Genomic DNA, 20,685 nt, shown 5'->3' on the forward strand with positions numbered 1-20,685 from the left:
CGTTCCGTGTCAGACGCGTCCGATGCTCCCGATGCTCCCGCCTGGTGGCCGTCGGCCACGGTGGCGGCGTTGCGGGCAGCGCAGCCGCATCTGCGCGTGCACGATGCCGCCGACACCGGCAGCCTGCCTGCCCTGGCGCAGGCGCTGGCGCGTGGCGAGCTGGTCGCCTTCCCCACCGAAACCGTCTACGGCCTGGGCGCCCGCGCCGACGACGATGCCGCCGTGGCGCGCATCTACGCGGCCAAAGGCCGACCGCCCGGACACCCGCTGATCGTGCATGTGGCCAGCCCGGACGGCGCCCGCGCTTTTATCGGCGATATTCCGACCGCCACGCAAGCGCGGATGCAGGTTCTGATGCAGACCTTCTGGCCCGGGCCGCTGACGCTGGTGCTGCCGCGCCGTTCGGGCATCGCCGCCGCCGCCGCCGGGGGCCACGACACCATCGCCCTGCGCTGCCCCGCTCACCCGCTGGCGCTGGCGCTGCTGCAGGCCGCGCACGCCTGCGGTGTGGCGGGCGTCGCTGCGCCCAGTGCCAACCGCTTTGGCCACGTCAGCCCCACGCACGCGGGCCACGTCGCTGACGAATTTGGCCCCATCTGGACAGATTCCCCGCCCCTGCACCTGCTGGCGGGCGTGGGCTGCGACTGCGCCATCGGCATCGAATCGACGATTGTGGATCTCAGCCGGGATCAGCCCGTGCTGCTGCGTCCCGGCGGCGTGACGCGCTCGGCGCTGGAGCACGCTCTGGGTCAGCGCGTCGCGCAGCGCGATGCGGCAGCGCCGCGCGTGTCCGGCGACCTGGCCTCGCACTACGCACCGCAGGCGCCGCTGCAGATTCTTCCGAAGCGGGAACTTTTGGCCCGCCTGGGCACCCCAAGCCCTCAAGCTGAGCCTGAAAGTTTGGCCCTCGGAACGTCGGATTTCGCCATCTACGCGCAGGCCGATGTGCTGCAGCGGCTGTCGCAGCAGGGCATTGGGCCTGCGCTGATGCTGGTCCAGCCTGAGGATGCCCCAGCGCTGGCGCACGAGCTGTTTGCGGCGCTGCGCCACCTGGACGCCGCTTTGGCCGAGTCGGGTGGCGGCTGCATTCTGGTCCAGGAACTGCCCCCCGGCGACGACTGGGACGGCGTGCGCGACCGCCTGCAGCGCGCCGCCGCCCCCCGAAACCCGGGCCACTGAACCGCCCAGACCCTCATTCCTTCACCTTCCTGGGCTATGCTGCGCCCCACAGCATCCCGCAAGCTTTACGAATCACGCGACGAGGACTTTCATGCGCAAACCCCTATTCACCGCCCTGGCCCTGGCCGCCCTGCTGAGCGCCTGCGGCGGCTCGGTGTCCACGGTGAACCCCTTCCGCCCCACCCGCATGGTGGTGCTGGGCGACGAAAACAGCGCCCTGGTCAAAAACGACGACGGACAGGGCCGCAAATACACGGTCAACTACGTGGACACCACCTCCGGTGCGGTGTCGTGCGATGGCGGCAACCTGCTGTGGGTGCAGGCCGTGGCCAGGTACTACAACGACCTGAGCGGCAGCAACACCCTGGTGTTTGACGCCTGCCGTCCGACCACGGGGGACACCACCGCGCCCGCCACCGTCGACATGCAGGCTGCTGCGGGCACGACCACAGCGCAGGTCATCGCCCAGCTGGGCGCGCTGACCACCGCCGCGCAGGCGGCCGGCGCCACACCGGACAAACAGCTGGTCACGGTGCTGGTCGGGCAGAACGACATCATCGCCGCCTACAAAACCTTCGACGGCAGCAACCAGGCCGCGCTGGTTGACAGCATGAAAGCGCTGGGCGCCCAGATGGGCCAGGCCGTATCCAGCTACATCAGCGCGGGCGGCAAGCTGCTGATGGCGTATCCGGTCGACATCGAATACTCGCCCTGGGCGCTGGCCGAAGCCGCCACGCCGGCCGTCGCCACCAGTACCACGGGCGTGGATCGTCAGGCGCTGATCCGCGATCTGGGCAACGCCTGGCGCACCGGCTTTTACGGCGCCGCCCCGGTCAATGGCCGAGGTCTCGCCCTGGTGCCCAATGGCCTGATCGACCAGTACGCCAACAGCAGCAACCCGGCGTCCAGCTACAACCTGAGCAACATCAAGGACGCCGCCTGCACCGACGCCAGCGTGGGAACGGCCTGCACCGACACAACCCTGCAGAGCGGCGCCACCGCCCTGACCTGGATGTGGGCCAGCAGCACGGTGCCCGCCCAGCGCTTCCAGGTCGATCTGGGCAATCTGGCCCTGAGCCGTCTGGTCAACAACCCACTGTAAGCGCTACAGGCCTTACGCCGCAGCCGACGGGGCCGCAGCGGCATCGGTTTCCCGGCGCAGCTCGCGGTGGCGCAGCAGCACAGGCGCCTGCGCCGCAAAATACTGCCCCAGCGCCTCGACCAGGTACACCGAGCGGTGCTGACCGCCCGTGCAGCCGATGGCCACGGTGAGGTAGCTGCGCAGATCCTGCTGATACACCGGCAGCCAGTTCTCGATGAAACCGCAGATGTTCTGAAGCATCTGCGCCACGGGCGGCTGAGCGCGCAGGAAATCGGCCACCGGCGCGTCCAGCCCGGTCAGCGGGCGCAGCGCCGCTTCGTAAAAGGGATTGGGCAGCACACGGGCATCAAAGACCAGGTCGGCGTCCATCGGCAGGCCATGCTTGAAACCGAAGGATTCAAACACCAGCGTCAGCCGGTTGCTGGCGGCCTGCACCGTCTGCAGGATCCAGCTGCGCAGCTGCGAAGGCCGCAGGTGGCTGGTATCGACCACCACAGACGCCTCGCGCAGGCCCTGCAGCATCTCGCGCTCCAGCGCCATGGCATCGACCAGGGCGCGGCGGCCGGATTCGGCGCTGGCGTGGGCATCGCCCCCCGTCAGCGGGTGCGGGCGGCGGCTCTCGGAATAGCGGCGCAGCAGCACGTCCTCGCTGGCGTCCAGGAAAATGCGCTGGACCAGCACCTCGCGTTCGCGCAGGCGTTCCAGCACCGGCTCGAGGTGGATGGCGTTGGGGCCGGAATACACATCAATCGCCACCGCCACGCGGCGCTTGCCCTGGCGCGCCATCAGGCGCAGGAAATCGCCGACCAGCTCGGGCGGCAGGTTGTCGCAGCAGTAAAAGCCCGCGTCCTCCAGGGCGCGCAGCGCCACCGACTTGCCCGAACCGGCCGTGCCGGCCAGCAGCACCAGATGCGGTGGCGAGAGCGCCTCGCCAGATCCCGGATCCAGCAGGGCGTCAATCAGGGCAGAGTCTTCAGGATTCATCGGTTTCGGGGTGAAGAGGTTGACGGTGTTTCTACGGGCGCACCCGCCTGCGCCAGCAAAGTGCGCGCGTGGGCCAGGCTTTCAGGGCTGATCTGGCCGCCCAGCAGACGGGCGATTTCGTGGACGCGGCCGGGCGCGTCCAGCAGCGTCAGGCGGCTGACGGTGGCGGTGCCAGAAGGGCCGCCCACGGTGTCTTTGGAGACGCGGGCGTGCTGGTGGGCGTAGGCCGCGACCTGCGCCAGGTGGGTCACGGCCAGCACCTGCACGCGCGCGCCCAGGGCGTGCATCATGCGGCCCACGGTGTCGGCAACGGCGCCGCCGATGCCCGCGTCGATCTCGTCAAAAATCAGGACAGTGGGCGCCTGATCACCGGGCGTGGCGCGGGCCGATCCAGCCACTGCTGCCAGGCCCTGATCCAGATCAGCGTCCAGGCCGGTGATGCCGGTCACGGCCACGGCCAGTGCCAGGCGCGACAGCTCGCCGCCCGAGGCCACTTTGGCCAGCGGCCGGGGCGTGGTGCCCGCGTGCCCAGCCACGCGCAGTTCGATCCCTTCGAGGCCGTAGGCCTGCATCTCGGGCTGTGGCAGCAGCGCCACCTCCAGACGGCCGCCCGCCATGCCCAGCGCCTGCATGAGCGTGCTGACGCGTTCGGCCAGACGCGGCGCCACGGCCTGACGCCGGGTGCTGGCGGCTTTGGCCAGTTTCTGCAGCTGCTTCCACGCCTGATCGACGGCCTGCTGCAGGGCGGCGACATCGCCCAGACGGTCGAGATCGGCCAGCGCATCGCGCCAGCGCTGCTGCAGCGCGGGAAGCTCTTCGGGCGGACAGCGGTAGCGCCGCGCCAGCGACATCCACTGCGTCAGACGCTCGTCGAGCTGCTGCAGGCGCTGCGGGTCCAGATCGGCCTCGCTGCCGTAGTGCTGCAGGGCGCGCAACACCTCGCGGGCCTGAACAGCGGCCCCCGACAGCTCGGCGGCCCACTCGCCCAGGCGGGCGTCGTGCGCCTGCGCAGCCTCCAGCGCCGCAGCGGCGCGATGCAGCAGATCGAGCGCGGCCGGCTGGCCGTCGTCCAGCAGCATCACCGCCTCGCGGGCGGCGTCCTGCAGCTGGCTGGCGTGCGCCAGGCGCGCGTGTTCGGCGTTGAGATCGGCCCACTCGTGAGCGCCGGGGGCCAGGCGGTCGGCCTCCTGGAGCTGCCACTGCAGGCGTTCGCGCTCCTGCTGCTGCTGGTCCAGCCCGGCCTGGGCGGTGGCCAGCGTCTGCTGCGCCTGACGCCAGGCGCGCCAGGCCTGCTGCAGCGCGGCGGTATCGACCCCGGCGTGGCCGTCCAGCCAGGCGCGCACGGCCTCGGGGCGGGTCAGGCTCTGCCAGGCGTGCTGGCCATGAATGTCCACCAGGTGCTGGGCCAGGTCGCCCAGCTGGGTCAGCGTCGCGGGCGAGCCGTTGATCCAGGCGCGGCTCTTGCCTTTGGCATCGACCGTGCGGCGCAGCAGCAGCAGGCCGTCGTTGTCGTCAAACCCGGCCTCGTCCAGCCAGGCGCCCAGGTGGGCGGGGGCGTCGAATTCGGCGCCGATGTCGGCACGCTCGCAGCCCTCGCGCACCACGGCGCTGTCGCCGCGCTGGCCCAGCACAAGCTGCAGGGCGTCGATCAGGATGGATTTGCCCGCGCCGGTTTCGCCGGTCAGAACGGTCAGGCCGGGGCCGATGTCCAGCTCCAGCTGGTCAACGATGACGAAATCGCGCAGGGTCAGGCGCCGCAGCATGTCAGGCTCCTCCGCCGTACCAGTGCAGTTTTTCGCGCAGCGTGGCGTAGTAGCTCCAGTCGCGCGGGTGCAGGAAGCGCACCTTGTCGCTGGAGCGGCGCACGCAGACCACGTCGCCCGGCAGCAGGCTGGCCAGACGCTGCATGTCGAAATTGGCCGCCGATTCGCGCCCTGAGACCACGGTGATGCGCACCTCTTCGCTGTCGGGCAGGACGATGGGGCGCGTGGTCAGGCTGTGCGAGGCAATCGGCGTCAGCACCCAGCCCGCCAGGCCGGGGTGGACGATGGGGCCGCCCACCGCCAGCGCATAGGCGGTCGAGCCGGTGGGCGAGGCCACGATCAGGCCATCGGCGAGCAGGCGGGCGACGAACTCCTGGCCGATCTCGACATGAAATTCGACCATGCCATTCGTCGCGCCCCGGCTGAGCACCACGTCGTTGAGCGCCTGCCCGGCAAAAATGCGGCGCCCGCCCCGGATGACTTCGCCGTCGATCAGGTGGCGCGTGTCCTCGACCCAGTTGCCGTGCAGCAGATCGGTCAGCGCCTGGCGGAACTGGCCCAGCGGCACGTCGGTGATGAAGCCCAGTCGCCCGTGGTTGATGCCGACCAGCGGCAGATCGTGCTGGGCCACCTGGCGGGCGAAGCCCAGCATGGTGCCGTCGCCGCCCACGACCACGGCCAGGTCGCACTGACGCGCCAGCTCGCTGACCGTGAGCGCGGTGTAGGTGAACAGTTCGGTGTTGCGCGCGGTTTCGGCCTCGAGCGAGACCTCCACCCCCTGCAGCTGCAGCCAGTCGGCCAGGTCGGCGAGCAGGTCGCGCATCCCCTGGGCCTGGTATTTGCCCACCAGCGCGACGTGCGCAAAACGCAGGCGGCCGGGCGGCGGCGCCTCACTGGCGGCGCTGTCGGTCGCGGCGCGGTCGGTGATCTTCATGGCTGTCGCCCTCTCATGATGCCCGCATTACACCACAGCGGGTCGGATCGGCTGGATGCGCCGTCACGGCATTTTCAGCGAACGCATCGCGAACGCCGACTTGATGCTGACCACATGCGGCAGCGCAGCGATGTGCTTGCGGTAGACGCGCTCGTAATCGGCCGTGTCGGCCACGGCAACGCGCAGCAGATAGTCGGCCTCGCCGGTCATCAGGTGGCATTCGCAGACGGCCGGACAGGCCTGCACGGCGCGCTCGAACTCCTCCAGCACCGCCTCGCGCTGGCTGGCCAGGCGGATCTCGATGAAGGCCAGCGTGGTCTTGCCGCTGACCTGCGGGTTGATGCGCGCGCCATAGCCAAGGATGGCGCCCGCCGCTTCCAGGCGCTGGACACGCCGCGATACCGCCGACGGCGACAGGTGCAGCGGCTCGGCCAGGCGGGCGTGGGTGAGGTGGGCGTCGCGCTCGAGCATCTGCAACAGCAGGTGGTCGGTGGCGTCCAGAACGGGAGATTCAAGACTCATACGCATATTGTGTGCGCGGCAAAGTCATCTGACGCATAGAGCATGCACCGATGCGGGTTTTCACTAGAGTCCCGTGCATCCGCCGTGCGTGGGCTGCGGCGCAGAATCTGCCGCACTGTCCCCCGCCACTTCGGCCTACTCACCCAGCGGAGCTCCCCATGCGCATCGGCATCCCCACCGAAATCAAGAACCACGAGTACCGCGTCGGCATGGCCCCGGCGGGCGTCAGCGAGCTGGTCCACCACGGCCACAGCGTGCTGGTGCAGCGCGGCGCGGGCGCGGGCATTGGCGCCAGCGACGCCGATTACACCGCCGCAGGGGCCACGCTGGCCGATGGCGCGCAGGCGGTTTTTGCAGGCAGCGACATGATCATCAAGGTCAAGGAGCCGCAGCCCCAGGAGTGCGCCCTGCTGCGCAAGGACCAGCTGCTCTTCACCTACCTGCACCTCGCGCCGGACCCGCAGCAGGCCCAGGCGCTGATGGCCAGCGGCTGCACCGCCATCGCTTATGAGACCATCACCGACGATCGCGGCGGCCTGCCGCTGCTGGCGCCCATGAGCGAAGTTGCCGGGCGCATGGCCATCCAGGTCGGCGCGGTCAGCCTGCAAAAAGCCAATGGCGGGCTGGGTGTTCTGCTGGGCGGCGTGCCGGGTGTGCCGCCGGGGCATGTCGTCATCGTCGGCGGTGGCGTGGTGGGCTACCAGGCGGCGCTGATGGCGACGGGCCTGGGCGCCCGGGTGACGATTCTGGATCGTTCGCTGCCGCGCCTGCGCTGGCTGGACGACCAGTTCAAAGGCCGCGCCCAGGCCATTTACGCCACGCAGCAGGCCTCGATGACCGCTTTCGCGGACGCCGATCTCATCGTCGGAGCGGTGCTGGTGCCGGGCGCCGCAGCGCCCAAGCTGATCCGTCGCGCGGACCTGTCCCGCCTGAAGCCCGGCTGCGTGCTGGTGGATGTCGCCATCGACCAGGGCGGCTGTTTCGAGACCTCGCGCGCCACCACACACCAGGATCCGACCTTTGTGGTGGACGGCATCCTGCACTACTGCGTCGCCAACATGCCCGGCGCCGTGCCACGCACGTCCACCCACGCACTGAACAACGCCACCCTGCCCTACGCTCTCGCGCTGGCCGACAAGGGCTGGCAGACCGCCTGCCGCGACAACGCCCACCTGGCGCGCGGCCTGAATGTTCACGCCGGAGCCATCACCTGCCCCGAAGTGGCGCAGGAGCTGGGCTTGCCGCTGACGCGGGTGGAGGCGGTGCTGGGGTAAGACCAGACAGCGCTTTGGACTGACGTGCGATGTATAACTTTTCTGCTCTGGAAACGGCGGCTCTGCGGGCGTCCAGTACCTTCTTCTCGTTGTCATCCAGCCGCGATTTGTCCATGTTGGCCAGCCGCGCGCAGTGACTGGCCAAGGCCTGTCTGGCCTCGTCTAAAGGCAGACCGTTGCGGCGGTTTCCCGGCAGACGATGGGCCTGATCCACTGCCTCATAGGCGCTCGCGTCATCGACCAAACGCATATGACGCTCGAGAGCGGATATCTCGCCCAGCGCTGCTTTCAGGCTGCTGATCATGGACCGGCTGTTGGCGTAGCGGGTGAGGTCGCCTTCAACGATGCTGCGTTCCACCGCCACCATCAAAAGAAGATCGTTGTGACGGCTTACATTGTGGAGATGTGACTGGATGTCTGTCCGAGCGGCGCTCAGCCTTCTGGCAATCGCTGATTTTCGCAGCGCTGCTCCAAAGTTTTCTTCTGCCAGCAGCAGTCGGTCTAGTCTGGCGATGGCCGCATCCAACACGGATCAGGCCCGGTCCAGCCAGCCCTCGCCGAAAGCCGTGTCCGCGCTGGCGGTGTTCAGCCCTTTCTCCCGGATGAACTGAGCCCCTGCGCGGCGCTTCAGCCCCAGAAGCGACTGCGCCGTCAGCTCAGCGAAGCAAAGCCAGGCCCAAGCGCTGTCTTCGTCGCCAGCACGGCCCGCTTCCTGGGATTCGGCCAGATAAACCAGATTCATACCGCCCTCACGCAGCAGGGCCTCACGTTCGCCGCTGGGCAGATAGCTGATAGGTGTCGGGTTCATGTCATGTCCTTCTGAAGGATAAGACCAGTATAGGCAGAGAGAGCCATTTACGGCACGGCACCCCCACTGAGGGGACACAGACAAACCTCGCTGAAGCAGCGATCAGCCCGCACTCACCCCTTGCGCCTCAGAAAATGCCGCATCACCCGCCCTTCGCCCGCTTCCTGGGCGAGCAGGGCGTTGCCGGTCTGGCGGGCGAAGGCCTGGAAATCGAGTTCGGCGCTGGGGTCGGTGGTGGTGATGCGCAGCACCTGAGCGGGCTGCATCGCGGCCAGGGCCTTCTTGGCCTTGAGGATGGGCATGGGGCAGTTCAGGCCCGTGGTGTCCAGGTCCTGGTCAAAATCTGGCAGGCTCATGCCGCGCGGCGCACCAGCGCGTCGATGGCCAGCAGGTAGCCGTTCGTGCCCAGGCCAATGATGATGCCGGCCGCTGCGGGCGAAACCCACGAGTGGTGGCGGAACGCCTCGCGGGCGTGCACGTTGGAGATGTGGCACTCGATGACCGGCAGGCCGTCCACGCCCTTGATGGCGTCGTGCAGCGCGATCGAGGTGTGCGTGAAGGCGCCGGGGTTGAACACGCAGCCCAGCGCTTCGCCCGATTTGTAGAGGCGGCCGTATTCGTGAATCTTGTCGATCAGCGCGCCTTCCCAGTTGCTCTGCAGGCATTCCAGCGCATAGCCCAGGCGGGCGGCGTGCTCGGTGCACTGGCGCTCGACATCGGCCAGCGTGGTCGCGCCGTAGACGTCGGGCTCACGGGTGCCCAGCAGGTTGAGATTGGGGCCGTTCAGCAGCAGAATTTTTTTCATGGTCAACGCAGGAGCTGGTCCAGCGCCATCAGCAGGCACAAGGCCATGACATAAATCAGCGAGCCCGCAAACACCTTGCGCGCCCACGCCAGGCTGGCGGGATCGCCCAGCTCCAACGGGCCTGCAGGCAAACGCAGCACCGTGGACAGCCAGTAGGCCCCCACCGCTGCAACGCCCACACCAAACAGCAGGCCGCTGTAACCCAGCGGCACCAGCAGCAGGCTGGCCAGTACGCAGGCCAGCGTGGTCCAGATCATGTGGCGGCGCGTGGTCGCCAGGCCGCGCACCAGCGGCAGCACCGGAATGCCGACATTGGCGTAATCGCCCTGACGAAAAATGGCGATGGCGTAAGAGTGCGGCAACTGCCAGAGGCTGAAAGCCACAAACAGCAGCAGAGCCGCCATGTCCAGATGCGGCCAGGCGGCCACATAACCGATCACCGGTGGCATGGCGCCCGAAAAGCTGCCCACCACCGTGCCGTAGACCGAGCTGCGCTTGAAGAGCAGCGTGTACAGGCCCACGTAAACCACATAGCCCGCCAGCCCGGCGGCAGCCGCCAGCGGGCTGCACAGGGCCAGAAAGGCCAGGCCCGGAACTCCCAACGCCACCGCGTACCATGCCGCTGCCCGGATGCTGATTTCACCCTGCACCAGCACGCGGGTGCAGGTGCGGGCCATGCGGCCGTCGATGTCGCGGTCGATGATGTTGTTGACCACGCAGCCCGAGGCCACCACCATCATCGTGCCCAGAGAAGCCAGCACCACCAGATGCAGCGCGGGCATGCCCCGCGCCCCAAGCCAAAGCCCCCCCAGCACCGACACCAAGTTACCGAACAGAATGCCGGGCTTGGTGATGCGGACCCAGGGGCTGTTCATCGCCTGCAGGCGCAGCGAGGTGAAAGACATGGGCTGACCGCCGCCGGACGAACGGCGTTTACTTCTCGACCGGAACCACGTACATCATGTTCGCGTTCATGTGATACATGATCCACAGCGAACCCACGATCACAATACCGACAATGAAGGCGGTGAAGGCCAGTGCGCCCAGGTTCCAGCGCTCGCGTTTGGTGAAATCGATGTGCAGGAAGTAATAGATCTGCACCAGGATCTGCACCACCGCCAGGATGGCAATGGTGAAAACGGCGGTGGAGCGCGTCATCGCGCCCGTCATGATCAGCGCAAACGGAATCACCGTCAGGATGATGGACAGGATGAAGCCGGTGGAATACGACTTCACCGTCGCGGTGCTGTGCTCGTCATGCGAAGAATGGGAACTCATTGCGCGACTCCGGTGAGGTAGACCATGGTGTAAACGCAGATCCAGACGATGTCCAGAAAGTGCCAGAACAGGCTGAGGCAGGACAGGCGCATCAGCGTGGCCGGCTGGCTCAGGCCGTGACGCGACAGGTGCACGATCATCAGCAGGATCCAGATCAGGCCGACCGTGACGTGCAAACCGTGCGTACCCACCAGCGTGAAGAAGGCCGACAGGAAAGCGCTGACCTGCGGGCCGTGACCCGCATGAATCAGGTGATTGAACTCGTACAGCTCCATGGCGATGAAGCCTGCGCCGAAGGCGAAGGTCACCCACAGCCAGTTCTTCACACCAGACACGTTGCCCTTGTGGGCGGCGATCATGGCGAAACCGAAGGTCACACTGCTGATCAGCAGCAGGAAGGTTTCCACCAGCACGAAATCCAGCTCGAAGATGTCGCGCGGCGTCGGGCCACCGGCTGTGCCCACGTGCAGCACAGCATAGGTGGCGAACAGCGTCCCGAAGAGGATCAAGTCCGTCATCAGGTACAGCCAGAAGCCGTAGATCTTGTTGGCGTTGATGTGGTGGTGATGATCGTGATGATCATCGTGGCCGGCGTGACCGCCGGCGGATGCGAGAGATGTGCTCATGTCAACACTCGGTGCGTTGTGAAAGGCGGGGCGGACAGGGAAAGGCCATTTCCCGGGAAATCAAGCCTTACCCATGCGCGCCAGCAGCGCGTCCTCGGTTTTCTTGATGGTTTCGGGCGAAATCATGTAGCCGTCGTCATCGTGGAAGGTGTACCACAGCACGGTGCCCAGCAGGCCCACCATCGCCACGATCACCAGCCACCAGATGTGCCACACAAAGGAGAAGCCCAGAACCAGACTCATCGCCCCTAGGATCAGACCCATCGGGGTGTTGCTGGGCATGTGGATGGCCTCGTACTTCGCGGGACGCGTGCGCGGCGTCCAGCCGTCCTTCTGCTTCAGATCCCACAGGGCATCCACATCGCGGATCTCCGGCAGGTAAGAGAAGTTGTAGACCGGCGGCGGCGAAGCGGTGGACCACTCCAGCGTACGGCCGTTCCACGGGTCGCCCGTCAGGTCGGCCAGCTGCTTGCGGTTGCGGTAGCTGACGATCAGCTGGATCACCTGGCAGGCCACGCCGACCGCGATACACAGCGCGCCGATCAGGGCCACGATCAGGTATGGCTGCCAGGCGGGGTTGTCATAGTGGTTGGTGCGGCGCGTCATGCCCATGAAGCCCAGGATGTAGAGCGGCATGAAAGCCAGGTAGAAGCCGATGATCCAGCCCCAGAAGGCGCGCTTGCCCCAGGTTTCGTCCAGCTTGTAGCCGAACATTTTGGGGAACCAGAAGCTGAAGCCGGCAAAGTAGCCAAACACCGCGCCACCAATGATGGTGTTGTGGAAGTGCGCGATCAGGAACAGGCTGTTGTGCAGCACAAAGTCTGCGCCCGGCACCGACAGCATCACGCCGGTCATGCCACCGATGGTGAAGGTCACCAGGAAGCCCAGCGTCCACAGCACCGGGGTGGTGAACTCGAGGCGGCCTTTGTAAATCGTGAACAGCCAGTTGAAGACCTTCACCCCGGTCGGGATGGAGATGATCATGGTCGCAATACCAAAGAAGGTATTGACGCTAGCGCCCGAACCCATGGTGAAGAAGTGATGCAGCCAGACCACGAAGCTCAGCACGCCGATCACCGCCGTGGCGTAGACCATGCTCTTGTAACCGAACAGGCGCTTGCGCGAGAAGGTCGAGATCACTTCCGAGAAAATACCGAACGCCGGCAGCACCAGGATGTAGACCTCGGGGTGACCCCAGATCCAGATCAGGTTGACGTACATCATCATGTTGCCGCCGTCACCGTTGGTGAAGAAGTGGGTGCCGACATAACGGTCCAGACCCAGCAGCGCCAGCACAACGGTCAGCACCGGGAACACCACCACGATCAGCATGTTGGAGATCAGGGCGGTCCAGGTGAAGATGGGCATGCGCATCAGGGTCATGCCCGGGGCGCGCATCCGGAAAATGGTGACCAGGAAGTTGACGCCGGTCAGCAGTGTGCCCAGGCCCGACAGCTGCAGCGCCCAGATGTAGTAATCCACCCCCACGCTCGGGCTGAACTCAATGCCCGACAGCGGCGGATACGCCAGCCAGCCAGTGGCGGCGAAATCACCGATGAACAGCGACAGGTTGATCAGCACCGCGCTGATCCCGAACAGCCAGAAGCTGAGCGAGTTCAGGAAGGGGAAGGCCACGTCGCGGGCGCCGATCTGTAGCGGCACCACGACGTTCATCAGACCCACCACCAGCGGCATGGCCACGAAGAAAATCATGATCACGCCGTGTGCCGTGAAGATCTGGTCGTAGTGTTCAGGCGGCAGTGGCCCGGGAACGCCGTTGGCAATGGCCAGCTGCGTGCGCATCATCAGCGCATCAGCAAAGCCGCGCACCATCATGACCAGCGCGACGATGATGTACATCGCGCCGATGCGCTTGTGATCGACTGACGTCAGCCAGTCGCGCCACAGCGGCCCCCACCATTTCATGTAAGTGACCAGTGCCAGCAGCGCGAAGGCGCCCCCCAGCATCCCGATGGTGGCCACCATGATGATGGGCTCGTGCATGGGAACCACATCCATGCTGAGCTTACCCAGTGCGTTCATAGTCGTTCTTTCCGAAAAACAATCCGTTGGCAGTATCGCGATTCAGCAGTCATTGGGCCGGTGCGGCTTCGCCGTGTCCCGCGTGGGCGTCGCCCTTCTCAGCGTCGCCCGCCATGGTCATGTGACCGCCGTGCCCCATGAACTGGTCAATGATGGCCTTGAACAAATCCGGCTGCACGGTACCGTAATAGGTCACCGGTGTGTTTTCGCTGGGCTGGGCCAGTTCTTTGTAGGACGCCATGTCCAGCTGGGTGGCATTGGCCTTGACTTTCTTCACCCAGTCCTCGAAGCCCTGCTGGGTCGTCGAGATGGCGTTGAACTTCATGCCCGAGAAACCCGCGCCACTGTAGTTGGCCGACAGGCCCGGGAAGGTGCCTTCGTTGTTGGCGATCAGGTGCAGTTTGGTGGCCATGCCCGGCATGGCGTAGATCTGGCTGCCCAGCTCGGGGATGAAGAAGGCGTTCATCACCGACTGCGAAGTGATCTCGAAGTTCAGCGGCGTGTCTTTGGGGAAAGCGATCTGGTTGATGGTCGCAATGCCCTGATCTGGGTAGACGAACAGCCACTTCCAGTTCAGCGAAATGGCCTGGATGCGCAGCGGCTTGACGTTGGATTCCAGCGGCTTGAACGGATCCAGGTCGTGGGTGGTCTTGTAAGTCACTGTCCCCAGGATCAGGATCAGGATGATGGGCACGGCCCACATCCAGAACTCGATCTTGTTGGAGTGGTGCCAGTCGGGCGCGTATTCGGCGTCCTTGTTGCCAGCGCGGTACTTCCAGGCGAAGTAAAAGGTCATGAAAATGACCGGAATCACCACGATCAGCATCAGCGCAAAGGCGAAGATGATCAGGTTTTTCGTTTCCACACCCACGGCGCCCTGGGGGTTGAAGATGCCCGAAGAGCATCCGGTGAGCGCGCCCGCCAGAGCCAATGCGCTCCAGCGTCTCAGATTGAGTCGTTTCATGGTTAGACCTGGTTGTCCTGCTAAGGGGTACGCCGACTTCGCCTGCAGCGGCCGGGCAAAGCGCCCGCTGCAGCCTTCTGCAAAGGCCTGCATTCTAGGCGGAGCGAGAACGTTCTGTCGAGAAAACCAGGTCTATTTCCGACTGTAAATCTGGTAATAACCCTGGAGTCAGAGGTCCGTCAGACTCCAGGGCCGGTCAGGCGGCGCGGGTCTCGAAAACAAGCTGCTCCCCACGCAGGGCCACGACCACCGTCGCCGGGGGCGTGTACTGCCCCTGCAGCAGCAGACGCGAGAGCGGGTTTTCCACCTGCTGCTGGATGGCGCGCTTGAGCGGCCGCGCACCAAACACCGGATCAAAGCCGACCTTGGCCAGGTGCGCCAGCGCCTGCGGCTGCATCTCCAGCGTCAGGCCCAGGTGGGCCAGGCGTTTGGCGAGCTGACCGATCTGGATCCCGGCAATGCCTTCGATCTGCGTCTGATCGAGCGGGTGGAAAATCACGGTTTCATCGATGCGGTTGAGGAACTCGGGGCGGAAATGCGCTTTCAGCTCCTCCCAGACCGCCTCCCGGACCACCTCTTTGCTGGGCGATTTGATGAACTCGCTGTTCTGCTGCGCCGCCTCGGTCAGACGCATGATGTGCTGGCTGCCCAGGTTGCTGGTCATGACGATGACGGTGTTGCGGAAATCGACGGTACGGCCCTGCCCGTCGGTCAGACGGCCATCGTCGAGCACCTGCAGCAGGATGTTGAAGACGTCCGGGTGCGCCTTCTCCACCTCGTCGAGCAGCACCACGCTGTAGGGCTTGCGCCGCACCGCCTCGGTCAGCATGCCGCCTTCGTCGTAACCGACATAGCCCGGCGGCGCGCCGATCATGCGGCTGACGCTGTGCTTTTCCATGAACTCGCTCATGTCGACGCGGATCAGGTGATCCACGCTGTCGAACAGAAAGCCCGCCAGCGCCTTGCACAGCTCGGTCTTGCCCACGCCCGTCGGACCCAGGAAGAGGAAGCTGCCATAAGGCCGGTTCGGGTCCGACAGCCCGGCGCGCGAACGCCGGATGGCGTCGGCCACTGCCGTGATCGCCTCGTCCTGGCCGACCACGCGCTCGTGCAGGCGCGCCTCCATCTGCAGCAGCTTGTCGCGCTCGCCCTGGACCAGCTTGGACACGGGGATGCCCGTGGCGCGGCTGACCACTTCGGCGATCTCCTCGGCGCCGACCTGCGTGCGCAGCAGGCGCGGTCCGCTGTCGCCCGACTGCTGGCGCCCGGCCTCGCGCGCCTGGACTTCCTTCAGACGCGCTTCCAGCTCGGGCAGGCGGCCGTACTGCAGCTCGGCGACCTTGTTGAGATCGCCTTTGCGCGTCAGCTCCTCGATCTGGAAGCGCAGGCGGTCGATCTCCTCCTTGACCTGGGCGCTGCCCTGGGCGGTGGCTTTTTCGGCCTTCCAGATTTCCTCCAGATCGGACAGCTCGCGCTGCAGCTCTTCCAGTTCGTCGTCGATGCGCTTGAGGCGGCCAATGGAGGCCTCGTCGTGCTCCTTCTTCATCGCCTCGCGCTCGATTTTCAGCTGGATCATGCGCCGGTCCAGCCGGTCCATGACCTCGGGCTTGGAATCGATCTCGATCTTGATCTTGGCCGCCGCCTCGTCGATCAGGTCAATCGCCTTGTCGGGCAGGAAACGGTCGGTGATGTAGCGGTGCGACAGTTCGGCCGCCGCGACGATGGCCGGGTCGGTAATTTCCACGCCGTGGTGCACCTCGTACTTCTCCTGCAGGCCGCGCAGGATGGCGATGGTGGCCTCCACGCTGGGCTCGTCCACCATGACCTTCTGGAAGCGGCGCTCCAGCGCGGCGTCTTTTTCGACGTATTTGCGGTACTCGTCCAGCGTGGTCGCGCCGATGCAGTGCAGCTCGCCGCGCGCCAGCGCCGGTTTGAGCATATTGCCCGCGTCGATGGCGCCCTCGGCCTTGCCCGCGCCGACCATGGTGTGCAGCTCGTCGATGAACAGGATGATGCGGCCATCGTCGGCCGAGACCTCTTTCAGCACCGATTTCAGGCGCTCTTCAAACTCGCCCCGGAACTTGGCGCCCGCCAGCAGGCCCGCCATGTCCAGCGACAGCACGCGCTTGTCCTTGAGCGATTCGGGCACCTCGCCCGCCACGATGCGCTGCGCCAGGCCTTCGACAATCGCCGTCTTGCCCACGCCGGGTTCGCCGATCAGTACCGGGTTGTTCTTGCTGCGCCGCTGCAGCACCTGGATGGCGCGGCGGATCTCTTCGTCACGACCGATCACCGGGTCGAGCTTGCCCATGCGGGCGCGTTCGGTCAGGTCCAGCGTGTACTTTTTGAGCGCCTCGCGCTGACCTTCGCCCTCGGCGCTGTCCACGGCCTGGCCGCCGCGCACGGCCGCGATGGCGTCTTCCATCGCCTTGCGCGTCAGGCCGTGACCGCGCGCGCTGGCGGCCAGGTCCGATTTGGCGTCGGACAGGGCCAGCAGAAACAGCTCGCTGGCGATGTAGCTGTCGCCGCGTCTGGCGGCTTCCTTCTCGGCGGCCTGCAGCAGCGCGATCAGGTCGCGGCCGGGCTGCACCGGGGTGTCGCTCTGCACTTCGGGCAGGCCGGACATCAGCGTCTGCGCCGCTGTTTTCAAAGCGGGAATGTTGACGCCCGCACGCTGCAGCAGGGCGCGGCTGCTGTCGGCGTCCAGCATGGCCTGCAGCAGGTGGACGGGTTCGATGTAGGGGTTGCCGGCCGTGACGGCCAGGCTTTGCGCCTCGGCCAGCGACTGCTGGAAGGCGGTGGTCAGTTTTTCAACACGCATAAGGTCTCTCGCAAAAAATGGAACTTGGGCTCTTACATAGGGCAAGGCGGGCAGAATTCAAGCCACAATGTCAGCCGAAATACCCCCAACCCCTCCTCTTTTGACTGCTGTGCGGGAGCCGTGATGTCGTTTTTTGTGTGTGCGGGCGAGGCCCTGGTCGATCTGGTCGAAAACCCCCAGGGGCTGATGCAGCCCTGCCTGGGCGGATCAGTGTTCAACTGCGCCATCGCGCTGGCGCGCCAGGGCGTGCCCACGCGCTACGCCAACCCGCTGTCGCGTGACCGCTTCGGCCAGCGCTTTGCCCAGCAGCTGGCGCAGGACGATGTCAGCCTGCTGCTGCCCGAGCCGGTGCTGGAGCCGACCTCGCTGGCCGTGGTCAGCCTGGGCGCTGACGGCCAGCCCAGCTACGGCTTTTACCGCACTGGCGTGGCCGACCGCGCCTGGACGGTGGACGCCCTGGCGCCACTGTTGCGCGAAGCGCGCGGCCTGCATCTGGGGGGCCTGGCGCTGGTGCCGGACGACATCGCCCGCTACACCGCGCTGCAGCGCAGCGTGCGCGAGGCTGGGGGCCTGGTCGCGGTGGACGCCAACCTGCGCCCGGCCGTGGTCGCCGACCACGCCGCCTACACCCGCGCCGTCAACGAGGCCCTGGGCCTGGCGCATCTGGTCAAGGTCAGCGACGAGGATCTCTTCCACCTGGGCCGTGCGCCGCACGGCGCCAGCCCCGGCCAGGCACTGGCCGCCGCGCAGGCGCTGCTGGCCGAGCTGCCCGGCACCCAGCTGATCGCCCTGACGCTGGGCGCCCAGGGCGCCTGGCTGCTGACGCGCACCGACACCCTGCGTGCGCAGGGCCTGAGCCTGGGCCCGGTGGCTGACACCGTGGGCGCGGGCGACTGCTTCATGGCCGGTCTGCTGGCCAGCCTGTGGCAGGACGGCGCGCTGGACAGCCCCGAACATCTGGCGCGCGCCGCCACCCAGCGCCAGGTGCTGGACGCCGCACTGCGCCGCGCTGTGGCCGCCGCCGGGATCAACGTGACGCGCACCGGCTGCCAGCCGCCCACCGCTGCCGAAACCCGCGCCGCCAGCGCGCAGGTTCAGGTTCAGGACTGAGCGCGCCATGGCCACCTCACTGCTCGCGCTGCTCGACGACATCACCACCGTCCTGGACGATGTCGCTGCCATGACCAAAATCGCCGCTCGCAAGACTGCGGGCGTGCTGGGCGACGACCTGGCCCTGAACGCCCAGCAGGTCAGCGGCGTGCGCGCCGACCGCGAACTGCCCGTGGTGTGGGCGGTCGCCAAAGGCTCGCTGGTCAACAAGGCGATTCTGGTGCCCGCGGCGCTGGTCATCAGCGCTTTGGCGCCCTGGCTGATCACGCCGCTGCTCATGCTGGGCGGCGCTTTCCTGTGCTTTGAAGGCTTCGAGAAAATCGCGCACAAATTCCTGCACCCCAAGGACGCCGCGCACAACGAGGCCGAACTGCACGCCGCGCTGCAGGATCCGGACGTGGACCTGGTGGCCCTCGAAAAAGACAAGATCAAGGGCGCGGTGCGCACCGATTTCATCCTCTCGGCCGAAATCGTCGTCATCAGCCTGGGCACCGTGGCGGCCGCAACGCTGACGCAGCAGGTGGTCGTGCTGGTGGGCATTTCCGTGCTGATGACGGTGGGCGTTTACGGCCTGGTCGCGGGCATCGTCAAGCTGGATGATCTGGGTTTTTACCTGCAGCGCCAGTCGTCCGCCCTGCAGCAGCGCATCGGTTCTGGTCTGCTGGTCTTCGCCCCGTGGCTGATGAAGGCGCTGTCGGTGGTCGGTACTGCGGCCATGTTTATGGTGGGTGGCGGCATCCTGCTGCACGGCTGGCCGATGCTGGGTCACGCCGTCGAGGCCTGGAGCCTGTCCTGGGGCAGCCTGCTGGGCGGCCTGATCAACACGGTGGCTGGGGCCCTGCTGGGCGTCGTCGCCGGGGCCGTGGTGCTGGCCGGTGTGACGCTGGTGCAGCGCCTGCGCAAAACATGAACAGGATGGCCTTGCGGACACCAGACCCGGGCTCACACTGAGACCCGGGTCTGGCTGGATTGAGGCCGTTCTGATGCACGAAGCGCTCCTGCGCCAGCGTCTGGACGATGGCCATCAGGGGCCGGCCAGGGTGGGCGGGACGCCCTAGGCCATCGCCAGGTCAGGACTGGCGGCCGGGGCGTACATCCCGCGCCAGCAGCATCAGCGCCGCCGACAGCAGAATCGGCACAGTACCCCAAATAAGCGCCGCGTTGATCCAGGTCGACGAGATCAGTTCAGCCGCTGATTCCTGCGTCAAACCCGACAGATGGATGGTGAACAGTACCCCGCCCAGAATCGCGCCCACCTGCCCCAGCGCATTGATGAACGACCCGGCTGTCGCGCGGGTTTCAACCGGAAAACTCTCTGCGTTGAAAAACAGCAGCGCCGAATAAGGTCCGATCAGGAAAAAGAGGCCGACCGAATACAGTGCCACGACAAGCCCGTAGGAGCCATTGGGCGCCCAGAGCATGCCTGCGAAAGCAAAGGCCGCCAGAAACCAGCCCAGCGCGATGGTATTGCGCCGCCCGATGCGGTCCCCCAGCCAGCCGTGGAAGAGGTAGCCCAGAAAGCCGGTTGCATTCGAAATAATCAGAATGGTCAGCGCATCGTTGAAATTCACCTGCTTGCCACTGGTCAGGACCAGCGTGCCCTGAAAGGCAAAAGCCAGAATCCCCAGCCAGTTCATCAGCATGGCCGCACTGAGTGTCAGGGTCGGGCGCAGTGATTCTCCGCTGAAAGCGGCTTTCAGCGGCGAGACCCCGGTTTCCTCGCCAATGTGATATTCGCGAGCGAGCTGCTCGGCTTCCGCCGTATGTCCCTGGCTGCGCCACTGCGTGACCAGCTGCCGGGCACGAAACTGGGGGCTTTCTTTCAGCTTCTTGCCCAGCGCCATCATGATAAAGGCGGGGAATACGCCCACAATGAAACACAACTCCCAGCCCCCCAGCGGCTGCAGTATCGCAATAGAGGCTGCCGCAATCACACTGCCCACCGGCCAGCCCGACTGCACCAGCGAGTAAATAAAGCCCCGCGAAGCGCCGCCACCATTTTTGCGATCGACGTGGCTGAACATTTCGTTCAGATACGTCGCGTTGATCGACTGTTCAGCATAACCCAGACCCGCCAGAGATCGGATCAGGATCAGCAAGACCAGCCCCAGAACCCCCAGAGCACCCACCATCCAGCCCGCCACGAAGGTCAGGCCAGAGGCCAGCGCCGCGCCCGTCACAGCAATCACGATACCGGATTTACGGCCCATACGATCCACCACCAGAGGCCCGACAAAAAAGGCCACCAGCGCCGTCCCTATCGTCACCCACGTGTTGATGCCGGTGGTCTGCGCCGCCGTCCAGCCCAGGTCCTGCGCAATCACCGGCAAGAGATTGGCAAAGAGCACAAAATCATAAACAGCAAACGTCCAGGCCAGAAAGCAGACGATGGTGGAAAACTTCACATCCTGCGCCGTCACCTGAATATCGGCCAGGGCAGCGCGGTGGTCATTGGGGTTCATGGGGTACTCC

General features: G+C 66.0%; 20 protein-coding genes. 5 read left to right on the forward strand and 15 right to left on the reverse strand.

From position 1 onward, the window contains the following. The first annotated feature begins 6 nt into the window (after positions 1 to 6). Positions 7 to 1,179 (forward strand): L-threonylcarbamoyladenylate synthase, encoded by a 1,173-nt coding sequence (locus RV045_RS10880; protein ID WP_423235813.1) that lies wholly within the window; start codon positions 7 to 9, stop codon positions 1,177 to 1,179. Positions 1,180 to 1,270: 91 nt separating this feature from the next. Beyond that, positions 1,271 to 2,281, forward strand: a complete 1,011-nt coding sequence (locus RV045_RS10885; protein ID WP_423235814.1) for a hypothetical protein — start codon at positions 1,271 to 1,273, stop codon at positions 2,279 to 2,281. 12 nt (positions 2,282 to 2,293) lie between these two features. Here the strand turns inward: RV045_RS10885 and rapZ are convergent, their stop codons facing one another. From rapZ to RV045_RS10905, 4 genes are all read right to left on the reverse strand, one after another. After that, positions 2,294 to 3,265 (reverse strand): RNase adapter RapZ, encoded by a 972-nt coding sequence (rapZ, locus tag RV045_RS10890; RefSeq protein WP_423235815.1) that lies wholly within the window; start codon positions 3,263 to 3,265, stop codon positions 2,294 to 2,296. After that, positions 3,262 to 5,028 (reverse strand): DNA repair protein RecN, encoded by a 1,767-nt coding sequence (locus RV045_RS10895; RefSeq protein WP_423235816.1) that lies wholly within the window; start codon positions 5,026 to 5,028, stop codon positions 3,262 to 3,264. The genes rapZ and RV045_RS10895 overlap by 4 nt, the downstream gene beginning before the upstream one ends. Before the next feature lies 1 nt (position 5,029). After that, entirely contained in the window at positions 5,030 to 5,962 is a 933-nt protein-coding gene (locus tag RV045_RS10900) for an NAD kinase (protein ID WP_423235817.1), read from the reverse strand. 63 nt (positions 5,963 to 6,025) lie between these two features. Continuing rightward, positions 6,026 to 6,484 (reverse strand): Lrp/AsnC family transcriptional regulator, encoded by a 459-nt coding sequence (locus tag RV045_RS10905; protein ID WP_423235818.1) that lies wholly within the window; start codon positions 6,482 to 6,484, stop codon positions 6,026 to 6,028. A 158-nt stretch (positions 6,485 to 6,642) separates the two neighbouring features. On the opposite strand from RV045_RS10905, the gene ald reads away from it, so the two are divergent. Next, on the forward strand, positions 6,643 to 7,758 hold the full coding sequence (ald, locus tag RV045_RS10910) for an alanine dehydrogenase (protein ID WP_423235819.1): 1,116 nt from the start codon (positions 6,643 to 6,645) through the stop codon (positions 7,756 to 7,758). Here the strand turns inward: ald and RV045_RS10915 are convergent. The 10 genes from RV045_RS10915 to clpB all read right to left on the reverse strand — a co-directional run bounded on the left by RV045_RS10915 (position 7,691) and on the right by clpB (position 17,103). Further along, the gene (locus tag RV045_RS10915; protein ID WP_423235820.1) at positions 7,691 to 8,284 is read right to left on the reverse strand and encodes a hypothetical protein; all 594 of its coding nucleotides are present in this window, start codon (positions 8,282 to 8,284) and stop codon (positions 7,691 to 7,693) included. The two genes, ald and RV045_RS10915, sit on opposite strands and share 68 nt — an antisense overlap. A 6-nt stretch (positions 8,285 to 8,290) precedes the next feature. Next, the gene (locus tag RV045_RS10920) at positions 8,291 to 8,566 is read right to left on the reverse strand and encodes a hypothetical protein (RefSeq protein ID WP_423235821.1); all 276 of its coding nucleotides are present in this window, start codon (positions 8,564 to 8,566) and stop codon (positions 8,291 to 8,293) included. A gap of 113 nt (positions 8,567 to 8,679) precedes the next feature. Further along, on the reverse strand, positions 8,680 to 8,922 hold the full coding sequence (locus tag RV045_RS10925; RefSeq protein ID WP_423235822.1) for a sulfurtransferase TusA family protein: 243 nt from the start codon (positions 8,920 to 8,922) through the stop codon (positions 8,680 to 8,682). Beyond that, complete coding sequence (aroQ, locus tag RV045_RS10930; protein ID WP_423235823.1) at positions 8,919 to 9,371, reverse strand: type II 3-dehydroquinate dehydratase; 453 nt, start codon at positions 9,369 to 9,371, stop codon at positions 8,919 to 8,921. Before aroQ ends, RV045_RS10925 begins: the two co-directional genes overlap by 4 nt. Before the next feature lie 2 nt (positions 9,372 to 9,373). Further along, entirely contained in the window at positions 9,374 to 10,276 is a 903-nt protein-coding gene (gene cyoE, locus RV045_RS10935) for a heme o synthase (RefSeq protein ID WP_423235824.1), read from the reverse strand. A gap of 28 nt (positions 10,277 to 10,304) precedes the next feature. After that, positions 10,305 to 10,649 carry a cytochrome o ubiquinol oxidase subunit IV gene (gene cyoD / locus RV045_RS10940; RefSeq protein WP_423235825.1) on the reverse strand — a complete coding sequence of 115 codons (345 nt, stop codon included), beginning with the start codon at positions 10,647 to 10,649 and terminating at the stop codon, positions 10,305 to 10,307. Continuing rightward, on the reverse strand, positions 10,646 to 11,275 hold the full coding sequence (cyoC, locus tag RV045_RS10945) for a cytochrome o ubiquinol oxidase subunit III (protein ID WP_423235826.1): 630 nt from the start codon (positions 11,273 to 11,275) through the stop codon (positions 10,646 to 10,648). The genes cyoD and cyoC overlap by 4 nt, the downstream gene beginning before the upstream one ends. A 60-nt stretch (positions 11,276 to 11,335) precedes the next feature. Continuing rightward, positions 11,336 to 13,318 (reverse strand): cytochrome o ubiquinol oxidase subunit I, encoded by a 1,983-nt coding sequence (cyoB, locus tag RV045_RS10950; RefSeq protein ID WP_423235827.1) that lies wholly within the window; start codon positions 13,316 to 13,318, stop codon positions 11,336 to 11,338. Positions 13,319 to 13,367: 49 nt separating this feature from the next. Beyond that, the gene (gene cyoA / locus RV045_RS10955) at positions 13,368 to 14,282 is read right to left on the reverse strand and encodes a ubiquinol oxidase subunit II (protein WP_423235828.1); all 915 of its coding nucleotides are present in this window, start codon (positions 14,280 to 14,282) and stop codon (positions 13,368 to 13,370) included. A 196-nt stretch (positions 14,283 to 14,478) separates the two neighbouring features. Next, complete coding sequence (clpB, locus tag RV045_RS10960; protein WP_423235829.1) at positions 14,479 to 17,103, reverse strand: ATP-dependent chaperone ClpB; 2,625 nt, start codon at positions 17,101 to 17,103, stop codon at positions 14,479 to 14,481. Between the two features lie 123 nt (positions 17,104 to 17,226). On the opposite strand from clpB, the gene RV045_RS10965 reads away from it, so the two are divergent. Both RV045_RS10965 and RV045_RS10970 read left to right on the forward strand, forming a co-directional pair. Next, a complete protein-coding gene (locus tag RV045_RS10965) occupies positions 17,227 to 18,213 on the forward strand; it encodes a PfkB family carbohydrate kinase (protein ID WP_423235830.1) in 987 nt (328 codons plus the stop codon). Positions 18,214 to 18,220: 7 nt separating this feature from the next. Next, positions 18,221 to 19,123 carry a DUF808 domain-containing protein gene (locus tag RV045_RS10970; RefSeq protein ID WP_423235831.1) on the forward strand — a complete coding sequence of 301 codons (903 nt, stop codon included), beginning with the start codon at positions 18,221 to 18,223 and terminating at the stop codon, positions 19,121 to 19,123. A 160-nt stretch (positions 19,124 to 19,283) separates the two neighbouring features. Here RV045_RS10970 and RV045_RS10975 read toward each other — a convergent pair whose 3' ends face one another. Continuing rightward, on the reverse strand, positions 19,284 to 20,675 hold the full coding sequence (locus RV045_RS10975; RefSeq protein ID WP_423235832.1) for an MFS transporter: 1,392 nt from the start codon (positions 20,673 to 20,675) through the stop codon (positions 19,284 to 19,286). Between the last annotated feature and the right edge of the window lie 10 nt (positions 20,676 to 20,685).

This window comes from Amphibiibacter pelophylacis, assembly GCF_037688875.1.
GTDB lineage: Bacteria > Pseudomonadota > Gammaproteobacteria > Burkholderiales > Burkholderiaceae_C > Amphibiibacter > Amphibiibacter pelophylacis.

Excerpts from the sequence above, each read along its gene's own strand:
- RV045_RS10965 (WP_423235830.1), top strand. The coding sequence starts at position 17,227 with ATGTCGTTTTTTGTGTGTGCGGGCGAGGCCCTGGTCGATCTGGTCGAA.
- aroQ (WP_423235823.1), bottom strand. The coding sequence starts at position 9,371 with ATGAAAAAAATTCTGCTGCTGAACGGCCCCAATCTCAACCTGCTGGGC.
- cyoC (WP_423235826.1), bottom strand. The coding sequence starts at position 11,275 with ATGAGCACATCTCTCGCATCCGCCGGCGGTCACGCCGGCCACGATGAT.
- RV045_RS10900 (WP_423235817.1), bottom strand. The coding sequence starts at position 5,962 with ATGAAGATCACCGACCGCGCCGCGACCGACAGCGCCGCCAGTGAGGCG.
- RV045_RS10975 (WP_423235832.1), bottom strand. The coding sequence starts at position 20,675 with ATGAACCCCAATGACCACCGCGCTGCCCTGGCCGATATTCAGGTGACG.
- clpB (WP_423235829.1), bottom strand. The coding sequence starts at position 17,103 with ATGCGTGTTGAAAAACTGACCACCGCCTTCCAGCAGTCGCTGGCCGAG.
- RV045_RS10895 (WP_423235816.1), bottom strand. The coding sequence starts at position 5,028 with ATGCTGCGGCGCCTGACCCTGCGCGATTTCGTCATCGTTGACCAGCTG.
- RV045_RS10905 (WP_423235818.1), bottom strand. The coding sequence starts at position 6,484 with ATGAGTCTTGAATCTCCCGTTCTGGACGCCACCGACCACCTGCTGTTG.
- RV045_RS10885 (WP_423235814.1), top strand. The coding sequence starts at position 1,271 with ATGCGCAAACCCCTATTCACCGCCCTGGCCCTGGCCGCCCTGCTGAGC.
- cyoD (WP_423235825.1), bottom strand. The coding sequence starts at position 10,649 with ATGAGTTCCCATTCTTCGCATGACGAGCACAGCACCGCGACGGTGAAG.
- cyoE (WP_423235824.1), bottom strand. The coding sequence starts at position 10,276 with ATGTCTTTCACCTCGCTGCGCCTGCAGGCGATGAACAGCCCCTGGGTC.
- RV045_RS10925 (WP_423235822.1), bottom strand. The coding sequence starts at position 8,922 with ATGAGCCTGCCAGATTTTGACCAGGACCTGGACACCACGGGCCTGAAC.
- RV045_RS10920 (WP_423235821.1), bottom strand. The coding sequence starts at position 8,566 with ATGAACCCGACACCTATCAGCTATCTGCCCAGCGGCGAACGTGAGGCC.
- RV045_RS10970 (WP_423235831.1), top strand. The coding sequence starts at position 18,221 with ATGGCCACCTCACTGCTCGCGCTGCTCGACGACATCACCACCGTCCTG.
- rapZ (WP_423235815.1), bottom strand. The coding sequence starts at position 3,265 with ATGAATCCTGAAGACTCTGCCCTGATTGACGCCCTGCTGGATCCGGGA.
- cyoA (WP_423235828.1), bottom strand. The coding sequence starts at position 14,282 with ATGAAACGACTCAATCTGAGACGCTGGAGCGCATTGGCTCTGGCGGGC.
- cyoB (WP_423235827.1), bottom strand. The coding sequence starts at position 13,318 with ATGAACGCACTGGGTAAGCTCAGCATGGATGTGGTTCCCATGCACGAG.
- ald (WP_423235819.1), top strand. The coding sequence starts at position 6,643 with ATGCGCATCGGCATCCCCACCGAAATCAAGAACCACGAGTACCGCGTC.